The 12163-nt window shown below is 66.8% G+C and carries 8 protein-coding genes and 1 pseudogene; 3 read left to right on the top strand and 6 right to left on the bottom strand.

Going from position 1 to position 12163, the window contains the following annotated elements; translation table 11 throughout:
- The first annotated feature begins 47 nt into the window (after window positions 1-47).
- Both LB553_RS14480 and LB553_RS14485 read left to right on the top strand, forming a co-directional pair.
- Window positions 48-1505: a DUF1800 domain-containing protein gene (locus LB553_RS14480; RefSeq protein WP_224514188.1), complete on the top strand. Its 1458-nt coding sequence runs from the start codon at window positions 48-50 to the stop codon at window positions 1503-1505.
- Window positions 1506-1539: 34 nt separating this feature from the next.
- Window positions 1540-2771: pseudogene (locus LB553_RS14485) on the top strand (DUF1501 domain-containing protein).
- Between the two features lie 342 nt (window positions 2772-3113).
- Here LB553_RS14485 and LB553_RS14490 read toward each other — a convergent pair.
- From LB553_RS14490 to LB553_RS14515, 6 genes are all read right to left on the bottom strand, one after another.
- Entirely contained in the window at window positions 3114-3365 is a 252-nt protein-coding gene (locus LB553_RS14490; RefSeq protein WP_224514190.1) for a hypothetical protein, read from the bottom strand.
- Window positions 3366-3450: 85 nt separating this feature from the next.
- Entirely contained in the window at window positions 3451-5037 is a 1587-nt protein-coding gene (locus LB553_RS14495; RefSeq protein WP_224514192.1) for an indolepyruvate oxidoreductase subunit beta family protein, read from the bottom strand.
- Complete coding sequence (locus LB553_RS14500; protein WP_224514194.1) at window positions 5030-7183, bottom strand: indolepyruvate ferredoxin oxidoreductase subunit alpha; 2154 nt, start codon at window positions 7181-7183, stop codon at window positions 5030-5032. The genes LB553_RS14495 and LB553_RS14500 overlap by 8 nt, the downstream gene beginning before the upstream one ends.
- Window positions 7184-7227: 44 nt before the next feature.
- Window positions 7228-7710, bottom strand: coding sequence for a MarR family winged helix-turn-helix transcriptional regulator (locus tag LB553_RS14505; protein ID WP_224514196.1), 483 nt, complete (start codon window positions 7708-7710; stop codon window positions 7228-7230).
- Window positions 7710-9281, bottom strand: a complete 1572-nt coding sequence (locus LB553_RS14510) for a phytoene desaturase family protein (RefSeq protein ID WP_224514198.1) — start codon at window positions 9279-9281, stop codon at window positions 7710-7712. Before LB553_RS14510 ends, LB553_RS14505 begins: the two co-directional genes overlap by 1 nt.
- A gap of 301 nt (window positions 9282-9582) precedes the next feature.
- A complete protein-coding gene (locus LB553_RS14515; RefSeq protein ID WP_224514200.1) occupies window positions 9583-10374 on the bottom strand; it encodes a cyclase family protein in 792 nt (263 codons plus the stop codon).
- Window positions 10375-10495: 121 nt separating this feature from the next.
- Here LB553_RS14515 and LB553_RS14520 point away from each other — a divergent pair, with 121 nt between their 5' ends.
- Window positions 10496-12070: a phytoene desaturase family protein gene (locus LB553_RS14520; protein ID WP_224514202.1), complete on the top strand. Its 1575-nt coding sequence runs from the start codon at window positions 10496-10498 to the stop codon at window positions 12068-12070.
- Window positions 12071-12163 lie beyond the last annotated feature (93 nt).

Raw genomic sequence — 12163 nt, forward strand, 5'->3', positions numbered from 1 at the left:
AACATGTCGCCCGGCGCGATCTGCGTCGGGCTCGGACGGAGGCTTCCTTGGCCACACCGGTTTCAAAGTCCGTGTCGCCTGATCCGGCGCTAGTGGCGCTCCACCGCTTCGGCCTCGGCGCAAAACCCGGCGACGATTTCGGAAAGATCGCCGCCGATCCGCGCGACTACCTCAAGGCCGAGCTCACGCAGCAGGACATCGCGCTCATTTCCCCCGATGACCCACGGAATGCCGGGCTGCTGGACAGCACCGCGGCGATTCAGGCCAGCATGGCGGCAGCCATGGAGCGCAAGGCGGCGCGGGCCGAGAGGGCGGCGGCCGTCATGCAGCCGATGGCGGCGGATGATCCAGCCGACCCGGCCGTGACAAAAGCCAAACCCGCGGTGCCGCGTGTCGAGGCCGATATCTATCGCGACGAGGCGCAGGCCCGGTTCGACAAGGCGCTCAGTGCGGCGCCCGGCTTCGTGGAGCGCCTGGTCGGCTTCTGGTCAAACCATTTCTGCGTCTCCGTCGCCAAGGCGCCGGTCGTGCGAGCCTGCGCTGGGGCCTTCGAACGCGAGGCGATCCGCCCCTTCGTGCTCGGCCGCTTCGCCGACATGCTTTTGGCCGTCGAGCACCATCCGGCCATGCTGTTTTATCTCGACAACCGGCAGTCCATCGGCCCCGATTCCCGCGCCGGCAAGCGGCGCGGACGCGGCCTCAACGAGAATCTCGCCCGCGAGATCCTGGAGCTGCACACGCTGGGCGTCGGCAGCGGCTATACCCAGGCCGACGTCACCAGTTTCGCGGCCATGCTGACCGGCTGGACGATGGCCGGACGGGAGGGGCGGTTGGGCGAGCCGGGGAGCTTCGTCTTCAACGCCGATGCGCATCAGCCGGGCCAGGCGGTGCTGCTCGGCAAGACCTATCCCGACGGCGGCATGGGCCAGGCGGAAGCCGCGCTCAACGACATTGCCCGCCACCCGGCCACCGCGCGGCACATCGCCACCAAGCTTGCCCGCCATTTCATCGCGGACGATCCGTCCCCGGCGGCGGTCGCCCGTCTGGCCACGGTCTTCAGCAAGACCGATGGCGACCTGCGCTCGACCGCGTTGACGCTGATCGACATGCCCGAAACCTGGTCGACGCCGCTCACGAAGCTGCGCTCGCCCTTGGACTATGTCGTGGCGCTGCGCCGGGCGGTGGGCGCCACCGCCGGCAACGAATCGCAACGGTCGCTTCGCTGGCTGAGCGTGCTCGGTGAACCGCTGTGGCGGCCGCCCGGGCCGAACGGCTTTTCCGACCAGAGGGATGCATGGACCTCGGCCGAGGGCCTCAAGACGCGGCTGGACATCGCCTGGCAGGCGGCGAAGCAGGCGGACGATATCGGCGATCCAGACGAGATGCTGGCCTCGCTGATCGGCACATCCGTCTCGGCCGAGACACGGCAGGCGATTTCGCGCGCGGAGTCCAAGCAGCAAGGCCTGGCGCTGCTGTTGATGGCGCCGGAATTCCAACGCCGGTAATTCCAGCGCCGGTAACAGTGATGGAGATGCGGCCATGAGCCTTCTTTGCGAAACCCCTAGCCTGTCCCGCCGCGCGGTGCTGATGAGCGGCGGCGCGCTGTTTGCCTGGGCCCATCTGCCGCGCTTCGCGCGCGCTGCCGACAACCGCGACCCACGCCTGATCGTCATCGTGCTGCGCGGCGCGCTGGACGGGTTGTCGACCGTCGGCCCGGTCGGCGATCCAGATTATGCCGGCCTGCACGGCGATATCGCGCTTTCGCTCTCGGGCGCCAACCCGGCATTGCCGCTCGACGGCTTGTTCGCCGTCAACCCGGCGATGCCAGTGTTTGCGCGCCTGTTCAAGGCGGGCCAGGCAGCGGTCGTGCATGCGGCGGCGACCGGCTATCGCGACCGCTCGCATTTCGACGGCCAGGACGTGCTGGAAAGCGGCCTGCCGGGCCCGGCAACGCCACGACCGGCTGGCTCAACCGGGCGTTGGCCAGCCTGCCGGCGGGCGAGCGCGTGGCGAAGCTCGGCGGACTGGCGGTCGGGCCTTCGACGCCGCTGGTGATCCGCGGTGGCGCCCCGGTGCTCGGTTGGGCGCCGCAGGCGCTGCCGACGCCCGGCGACGCCTTGGCCGAGCGCGTGCTCGACCTCTACAACCATCGCGATCCTGTGCTGGCGGCCGCACTTCAGAAAGGGCTCGACGCCGACCGCATGGCGCTGGGCGACCAACTCGACGGCAAGACGATGAAGGGCGGCCTCGGCAATGCTGCCGGCATGCTGCAGTCGGCGCAAGGAGCGGCGCGGCTGATGGCGGCCGATGACGGGCCGCGCATCGCAGCGCTCGCCTTCGACGGCTGGGACACGCATGTCAACGAAGGCGGCGCCACCGGCCGGCTCGCCAATCTGCTCGGCGGCCTGGACGGCGCCTTCGAGGAGTTCGAGAAAGGGCTCGGCGAGCGTTGGCGCGACACGGCGGTCGTCGCCGTCACCGAGTTCGGCCGCACGGCGCGCATCAACGGCACCGTCGGCACCGATCACGGCACCGGTACGGTGGTGCTGCTCGCTGGCGGCGCGATCATGGGCGGCCGCGTCATCGCCGACTGGCCGGGGCTTAAGCCGGCGCAGCTCTACGAAGGCCGCGACCTTGCACCGACCAGCGATGTGCGCGCGGTGCTGAAGGGGCTGCTTGCCGACCAATTCGGGCTGTCGCCGGCGGTGCTTGGCGACAAGGTGTTTCCGGAGTCGGCGGCGGTGGAGCCGATGCGGGATCTGGTGGCGTGAGTCCGAGTTTGCCGGTCAGCGATAGGCTCCGCGCCAGTCAGTTCGTCATCCACGGGCGGAGCGGGAGCGAAGCGGACGCGGAGACCCGAGGATCCATTCCGTGACTTTGATCGTGGTGCTGCGGAGCAGAATTCTGAACCGTGGCAACGCCTGAACGTCACGGAATGGATCCTCGGGTCTGCGCTGCGTCGCTTCGCTCCTTGCTCCGCCCGTGGATGACGAGGCTGAGGGGCCTCGGCCAATCACCAACGCTGGCGCGGAGGTTTCGAACCTGTGCGTGGGACCTTAGCCAAACCGCCCGCGCGGTTGCCAGCGCGGGCATCGACGGCGATCCGAGAGCGATCACCAGGTCCAATAGCCGGGGTGCCAGCGGTGATGCGCCCAGAAGCCGGGATGCCAATGGCGCACGGGCCGGATAAACCGGCGGCCGTTGGGCACGCAATTGCCCCAGCGGTTCACGTGCCGGCCGGGACCGGTTTCGATGGGCAGCGGCGCAGCATCGGGCTTGGCCATCGGCATGGCCTGCGAGCCGACACTGGACAGCATCAACGTGCCGGCAGCCATGGCGAGAGGCAGAAAGTATTTTGCGAACATGCGTTGTCTCCGTAAATTTGTCCCTACCTCCGTGAAACGAAGGACAGGGCCGAATTCCGTCGGAGCGCGATGGATCACGTCTTCGTTAGCGGGCGGCGCCTTCGTTGAGCGTCGCCACCGTCTTCAGCGCGCCGTCCAGCATGTCGCCGTTCTCGTCCTTCAGCGCCGCCTCGCGCAGGCGGCGGATCCAGTCGGCGGCGTCTTCGCGGCCTTTGAGCATGGGGAGCGCCGAGAGCACGCGGTCGAATTTCGACTGGGCGCGGGCATAGGTGTCGCTATAGCCCTTGATCAGGCGGCGGCAGTTCAAGATTTCGACTCCGAGCGCATAGTCTTCACGTGCCTTGCCTAGCGCCAGATCGTACCAGCGCTCCAGATGCTCGACCTCGACCCTGTGGCGCAGCAGGCGGCGGCGCCAGCGGCGCAGGCCGCCGATGAACCACAGCATAGCGAAGCCGGTGAGACTGTCGGTGCGGATGTGGCGGCCGCGATTAATGCGGCGGTCGAGGAAGGCGGCGAGCTTTGGGCGGTTCTCGATGTAGCTGCCGAGCCCCGCCGGCAGCGTGCCGCAGAACTCCTCGATGCGCGGATGGAAATATTCGGTGACCTGCAGGACCGAACCTTCCTTGACGCCGACCTCCTTGCGCACCCGCTTGTCTCGGGTCGAGCGTGTCTTCAAATCCGCGACGCGGATCATGTCGTCATAGCACATGGCGTTGGCGAGATGCTTTGCCGCGGCGATCGACAGCGCGTAGCCACGCTCCGCATTGTCCAGCGCGATGGCCGTATCCAGGCGATCGAGATATTCGCCGCCATAGGCGATGTCCTGGTAGTCGACAACCTTCTTCAGGCCGCGCTCGGCCATATCGCGCGACGGTTCCGGGAGCGACGCGACGCGGGCGGCAAGCTCCTGCCAGCCTTTCAGCAAGGTTTCCGGTCCGCTGACCCTCCCCGTTGGCCTGGGCTGGGCAACGGCGGGTTCCGCCGCCGCCTTTTCCCCGGCCGGCGCTGCCGCGACCCCGCGCGCGCGGTCGTAAGCCGCGCCAAAGGCGGCGAGGCTTGGCCCGACGCCACGGCCGCCGGCGCCGATCGCCTGCTCGTAGCTTTCGCGCGTGAAGGGCAGCGCGTCCGAGCCGGCCAGCGCGCCGAGCAGGCTGGCCGAGATCATAGTGCCGTTGTCGGCGGCAATCTTTTCCATGTCGAAGGCGATGAAGCGCCTGGCCGCCGCTTGTGCCGTCGCGTGCACCTTTTCCGACGAGGCGCGGCCGTCGCCTGGCTCGATCTTTTCCGAGACGGCGGCGATGCGGTGCGAGGACGTGATCAGCGTCGTGCGCTCAGGCGTGACGAAACCGCGGATGATGGCGCGGCCAGCCTCCATCAGTTCGGCGGCGATCAATATGTCGACGTCACCCTGCGAGGGCGACAGCGCGAAAACCGGCAGCCGGCCGGTGTCGCGGGCCATCTCGATATAATAGATCGTGGCGCCGGTGCGCTGCGCGACGCCGGCCACGGAGGTCGATTGCGCGATATAGCCGTTGCGCTCGGCAACGTCCGTGATCCAGTCGGCAAGCACGCCGCCGCCCTGGCCGCCGACTGCGAGCACGGCGAGTTTTATCACCCGCTCGTCGTCAGAGGCGCCCGGTTTCGGGCGCAGGGGAGAAGCCTGGTCAAGCATCGGCGAACATCAAGCGGCGGCTTTCACGGCGGCGCTGCAACAGGCCGATCACGGCCCGCCGCGCGCTTTCCAGGAAACGATCCCAGCGGCCGGGATTGTGGACGACATCGGCGCGGTAGAAGGACGGGCAGAGCACGGCCGCATCCGCCACCTCGCCACAATTGCCGCAGCCGACGCAATTCTGGTCGATCGCGGCGACCGGATCGTCGCGGAGCGGATCATCGAGCGACTTCACCGACAGCGACGGACAGCCGGAGAGCCGCATGCAGGCGTGGTCGCCCGTGCAGATGTCCTCGTCGACGCCGAATTTCGGTTTCACCACGCGTTCGCCGCCCTTGATCGCCTTGTCGACCAGCGGCTTCTCGCGGCGCTGGCGGTTGAGCATGCATTCGGACGAGGCGACGATGACCTTCGGCCCCTTCTCCTCAGTGGTCAGCGCGTCGCGCAGCGCGGCTCGCACCTTGCCGACATCGTAGGTGCGATCAATGTGGCGCAGCCATTTGACGCCCATGCCCTTCACCGCTTCGTCGATCGGATGCCTGGTCGACTTGGTGCGGTTCGAGGCGCGCGAGGACAGGATGTCCTGGCCGCCGGTGGCGGCCGAGTAGAAATTGTCGACGATGACAATGACGCTGTCATTCTTGTTGAAGACGGCGTTGCCGATCGAGGAGGTCAGGCCGTTGTGCCAGAAGCCGCCATCGCCGACGAAGGAGATCGAGCGGCGTTTGGCGTCGGGCGAATTGAAGGCGGAGGCCGAGGCCGGCCCCAGCCCATAGCCCATGGTGGTGGCGCCGAGCTCGAAGGGCGGCATGATCGAGAACAGATGGCAGCCGATATCGGAGGCGATGTGGTGCTTGCCGAGTTCCTGCTCGACCAGCTTGGTCGCGGCGAAGATCGGCCGCTCGGGACAGCCGATGCAGAAGCCCGGCGGACGGCCGGGAACGACATTGATGAGATCGGCGGTGTCGACCCCTTCGCCCAGCTTGTTCGGCGCGCGGACTTCGCCCGGCAGCAGATGCGGAGCGTTGGCGCGCAGGAAGGAGCCGATGCCGTCGAGCATGACCTGCCCGGTATATTCGCCGGCCATCGGCAGATGCTCCTTGCCGACCAGCCTGGTGCCGCGGCCCGCCTTGTGCAGCATCGCGGCGAAGGCCTGCTCGATATAATTGGGCTGGCCTTCCTCGACGACCAGCACCGCCTGCTTGCCCTCGCAAAAGGCGAGGAACTCGTCGTCGACCAGCGGGTAGACGGCGTTCAGCACGTAAAGCGGCACGTCGGTGTCGCCATAGGTGTCGGCAAGGCCGAGCCGCTGCAGCGCGCGGATGACGGAATTATACATGCCGCCCTGCATGACGATGCCGACCGAGCCGTGATCCGGCCCGAACATCTCGTTGATCTTGCGGCTCTTGATGAAATCGACCGCGGCTGGCCAGCGCTTGGCGACCTTCTCCTTCTCATGCAGGAAGGAAGCGGGCGGCAGCACGATGCGGCCGGTGTCGCGGCGCGGCGCGGACAGCGCATCGGCGACAGACATTGGCGGGCGCTTGTTGTCCTTGGCGATGAAGTGGCCGTGGACGTGGCAGCAGCGGATACGCACCTGCAGCATCACCGGCGTGTTGGATACCTCCGACAGCTCGAAGCCGTCCTCGACCGCCTTGACGATCGACGGCAGGTTCGGGCGCGGGTCGAGCAGCCAGACCTGGCTCTTCATGGCGAAGGCGTGGCTGCGCTCCTGCATGATGGAGGAGCCCTCGCCATAGTCCTCGCCGACGATGATCAGCGCGCCGCCGGTGACGCCGCCGGACGCCAGGTTGGCCAGCGCATCGGAAGCGACGTTGGTGCCGACCGTCGACTTGAAGGTGGCGGCACCGCGGATCGGATAATGCACGGAGGCGGCGAGCATGGCGGTGGCTGTCGCTTCCGAGGCGCTTGCCTCGAAATGCACGCCTAGCTCGCCCAGGATATCCTGCGCGTCGGCCAGCACGTCCATCAGATGGCTGATCGGCGCGCCCTGATAGCCGCCGACATAGCCGACGCCGCATTGCAAGAGCGCCTTGGTGATGGCGAGGATGCCCTCGCCGGCGAATTCTTCGCCGGCGCCAAGCCTCAGCTTTTCGACTTCCTTGGCAAAAGACCGTTCGGCCATCTCTGCCTCCTTCCGTTGCCGCAAATCAGGCGGCGCGTATCAACTCAGATGTCGTGCTTGCGGATGTTCTTCAGCATCTTCTGCAGGATCGCGATCAGCGCGGCATATTCGGCATCGTCGACACCGTCGAACATCGCCTCGAACGCATCATGCATGGCCGGCCAGGCGCGGGTGAACAGCGCGCGGCCCTCATCGGTCAGGAATACATGGCGGATGCGGCTGTCGGTGACGCCTTGCTCGCGCCGCACCAGGCCCTGCCCTTCCAGCGTGTCGAGCGTGCGGCTCAAGGTCGACTGTTCGATCACCGTGTAGACCGAGAGGTCGTTGACGGTGACGCCGTCGGTGACCGACAGCACGGCGAGCGTCCGCACCTGCTGAATGGTCAGGCCCTGCTTGCGGAAGTCGTCACGTAAAGTAGCGTTGTAGCGGCCCATGATGCGGTTCATCAGATAGGGCGCGAATTGCTGCAGGCCGATCTGGCCGAGGGTGGAGATGCGCTGGCGCTTTTCCGGAAGCTTCTGTTCCATCACAGCCTCCCCGCCAGAAGGAACCCGGAGCCGCCGCCGAGGCCGGCGCCTGGGTGCGTGGAAGCGCCGATATGATAGAGGCCTTTGATGCCGGTCTCGTGGTTGCGGCTCGCCTTGAACGGCCGCCACAGGAAGGACTGGTCGATGGTCGACGAGCCGCCATAGGGATCGCCGCCGACAAAGTTGATGTTCATCGCTTCGAGGTCCGCCGGCGAATAGGCGCGGCGCGCGATCACGCTCTCGCGGAAACCGTCGATGTGGTTGGCGAGGATCGCCTCGACGCGGTCGGCATAGGCTTCGCGCAGCGCTTCGGTCCAGCCGCCGTCGGCGGGCGCTTCGAGCTTGCCGGCGGCATCACCCCTGACGTGGCGCGGCGCCTCCGGAAGCTGAAGCCAGAGGATCGCCCTGCCCTCGGGGCAGCGCGATGGGTCGAGCGCATGCGGCTGGCCGACGCAGATGGTCGGCACTTCGGGCAGCAGGCCGCGCACCGCCTCGTTGCAGGCCTTCGACACGCCATCCAAACCCGGCGTCAGATGCAGCAGCGCCACCTTGTCCAGGCCCTCGCCGCGCCAGGCCGGCGGCTTGTCCAGCGCGTAATGGATCTGGAAATTGCCCTTGCCATAGCGATAAATGCGCGTCGCTTCGACGTCACGCTTTGGAGCCGCGTCGCCGAGCAGGCGGCCATAGAGCTGCGTTGGCGTGACCGAGCAGATGACGCTCTTTTCGGCGTTCAACGTCTCGCCGGAAGCGAGCCGCACGCCGGAGACGCGGCCACCGCTCTGGATGATCGAGGCGACGTCGGCGTTGACGCGTATCTCGCCGCCGCGCTCCTTGATCAGCGCCTCGAAAGCGGCGAGCAGGTTTTTCGCGCCGCCCTTGACGATCGGCGCGCCGGCCGCCTCCAGCGCGAAGGCGATGACCTTGGCGATCTGGCCGGAGAAGGCGTCTTCCGGTCCAAGCCCGGCATGCAGCACCCAGGGCGCCCAGAGCGCACGGATAAGGTCGGAAGTGTAGGTCGTTTCCAGCCAGCCGCGCGCGGGCACCAGCGCCTCGCCCATGAACGCGGCAAGGTTGCGCGGGCCTCGCCGCCAGGCCTCGCCGGCGATGAGCTTGGTCGTCGGATAGGACCACAGTGCGCCGCCGAGCAGGCCGAACAGCAGCCCGGCATTGCGCTCGATACCGCTGACATCGCCGCCATGGCGGTCGCCGTCGCCGGAGGCGATCCGGTTCAGCGTCCCGATGTTGGCGGCACGGTCGGTGGTGAGCACGGCATGGCTGCCGTCGGGCGTGAGCACGCCTGTCGGGGTGGCGGTGTGGCAGAACTCCAGTCCATGCCGCGCAAGGTCCTTGCCGAGCGCGGCGAACGCCGGCGAGGTGATGAACAGCACGAAGGTCGTGGCCATCACGTCATGGACGAAGCCCGGCGCCGTGATCTCCTCGCTGCGCACGCAGCCGCCGATACGGTCGTTGCGCTCGAGCACGAGCACCTTGGCGCCCTTGGCGCCAAGCATCGCCGCGCAGACCAGGGCGTTGATGCCGCTGCCGACGATGATGTGGTCGGGGGCGGTCATTGGGCGCCCCCGGATGACGGGAGGCCAATCAGGCTAAGCCGAGTTCCTTCGCGCCCCCCTCTGTCCTGCCGGACATCTCCCCCTCTAGGGGGGAGATTGGCAGTTTTGACGCCCCACATCGTCCTGCGACGTGCGAAATTGGCGAAAGCGGAGGTGACATCCAATCTCCCCCCTAGAGGGGGAGATGTCCGGCAGGACAGAGGGGGGCGCCGTAGAGTGCTGACGCTACAGAACGGCCGCCTTGACTGCATCACTCCATTGCCCTCGAGCATGATCTTCTCCCGAAGACCGCCACCTCGCCTTACTTGCCCGGCACCAGCGCCAATGCGCGGATCGGGCTGCCGGTACCGTGCTCGATCTTGAGCGGGGCGGCGATCAGGATCGCGCCCTTCGGCGGCAGCTGGTCGAGGTTGCAGAGGCTCGCCAGGCCATAACGGTTGGCCTTGTGCATCAGCGTGTGCGCCGGGAATGGCGGCTCCATGCCGCCGGCCTTGCCGGCATCGGTGCCGATCGTCTCCGAGCCCCAGCCCTTGATGTCCTTGGCTATCAGGAACTGGATGGCCTCCGCCGTCGGGCCGGGCGTATGCGGGCCGGTCTCATTGGCGTTGAGGAACTCGGCTTCCGAGCCGTTGCGCTTGTACCAGTCGGTGCGCATCACCACCCACTCGCCGGGATTGATGGCGCCGTGCTTGGCTTCCCAGGCCTTGATGTGATCGACGGTGAGCAGGAAGTCGTGGTCCGCGGCCGCCTCTTTCGAACAGTCGATGACGTTGACCGGGCCGATGAAATTCTGTGCCGGAATGGTGTCGGTGGCGCCGTCCGGATAATCCTTGCCGGTGATCCAGTGCTGCGGCGCGTCGAAATGCGTGCCCGAATGCTCGCCGAGTTTCAGCCAGTTCCAGGCCCACCACGGACCGTTCTTGTCATATTTGGAGATCGCGTGGATCTCGACCTTCGGCGTGTCGACGGCGAGTTCCGGCGGCAGCTTGATCAGGGGCGTGTTCGGCCCGAGCGGCGCCGTCAGGTCGACCACCTTGATTGCTCCCGAAAGCAGCTGGCTGGCGACCTCGCCGAGGAGTTTCTGCGTGTCCATGGTCTTTCGTTCCCTCTTGTATCGTGATCATCAAGGCTCGTTGCGGCCCTTAATATACCTACTAGACGAAAACATATGCATCTGCAATTATCTTTAAGCATAAAGCATTTTGGGGCGGGGCGTGAGCGAGTTCGACGCCATCTTTGTCGGGGCGGGCCATAACAGTCTGGCATGCGCCGCGCATCTGGCGCTCAAAGGCTGGAAAATAGCGGTTTTCGAACGCGGCGAGACGATCGGCGGCGCAGTACGGACCGCCGAGTACACGCTTCCCGGCTTCCGGCACGATTTCGGCGCGATGAATTTGAGCCTCTTCGCCGGCTCCGCCTTCCACCGGAAATATGCAAATGAATTGAAAAGCCACGGGCTGGAGTTCGCGCCCGTGGCCGACTGCTTCGCCAGCGCCTTCCCGGACGGGACATGGTTCGGCGTCAGCAACGACCTGGAAAAGACGGCGTCGCGGCTGGCTGCCTTCTCGGCGGCGGATGCAGCCACATGGCGCCGCCTGGTCGGCGCCTTTCCGGGCGAGGCCGAACATCTCTTCCGGCTGCTGGGATCGCCGATGAGCGCAAGGGCGCTGGCCGGCAGCGCATGGAACATCTGGCGCAAGAAGGGCCTGGCCGGCGCGCTCGACACGGGACGATTGCTGCTGTCATCGCCGCGCGCGTGGCTCGAGGAAAATTTCGAGACGCCGCATGTGCGCACGACACTCGCGGCCTGGGGCATGCATCTCGATTTCGCGCCCGACATCGCCGGCGGCGCCGTGTTCCCTTACCTGGAATCGATGGCCAACCAGAGTTTCGGCATGGTGCTCGGCAAAGGCGGCGCCGATACCATCATTCGCGCGCTTGCCGGCATGCTCAAGGTGGCCGGCGGCAAGATCACAACAGGCGCGGAGGTGTCGGAGATCACGGTGGCCGGCGGCCGGGCGACGGGGGTGCGGCTGGCATCCGGCGAAACCCATGCCGCAAGCAAGGCGGTCATTGCCGGGGTCGCGCCGAAAGCGTTGCCGGGCAAGCTTCTGCCCAATGGTTCGGGTGACGCCGGCTTCGATGCGGCGATGAAGACATACCGCCACGCGCCGGGTACGATGATGATCCACCTGGCGCTGGACGACCTGCCCGACTGGAGCGCAGGCGCCGAGCTTCGCCAGTTCGCCTATGTGCATCTAGCGCCGTCGCTCGACGCGATGTCGCGCGTCTACCTGCAGGCGATCGCCGGCGTCCTTCCCGATCAACCTGTCCTCGTCGTCGGCCAGCCGACGGCGGTCGATCCATCGCGAGCGCCGCAAGGCAAGCATGTGCTGTGGGTGCAGGTGCGCATGCTGCCGGCGGAGATCCTTGGCGATGCCGCGGGCAAGATCGCGCCCGCGCACTGGGATGCGGTCAAGGACGCCTATGCTGAGCGCGTGCTCGACATCATCGAGAGCTATGCGCCGGGATTGCGCAAAAAGATCCTCGGCCGCGCGATCTCCTCGCCGCTCGACCTCGAACGCGAGAATCCGAACCTCGTCGGCGGCGATCAGATCTGCGGCAGCCATCATCTGGCGCAGAATTTCCTGTTCCGTCCGGCGCGCGGTTTCGCGCGCTGGAGCACGCCGGTCGCAAACCTCTACCTCACCGGCGCCGCGACATGGCCCGGCGCCGGCACGGGCGCAGGCTCGGGCTACATGCTCGCCCAACAGCTGGGAGGGAACTAGAGCATGATCCCGAAAGTGGGAACCGGTTTTCGGAGAAAGATCATGCTCCAATAAAGAGCTAGAATTCCGGGATGGACAAGGCGCGGTTGCCCA

The sequence above is a fragment of the Mesorhizobium sp. CA8 genome (genome assembly GCF_020164955.1).
In the GTDB taxonomy this organism is placed as follows: Bacteria; Pseudomonadota; Alphaproteobacteria; order Rhizobiales; family Rhizobiaceae; genus Mesorhizobium.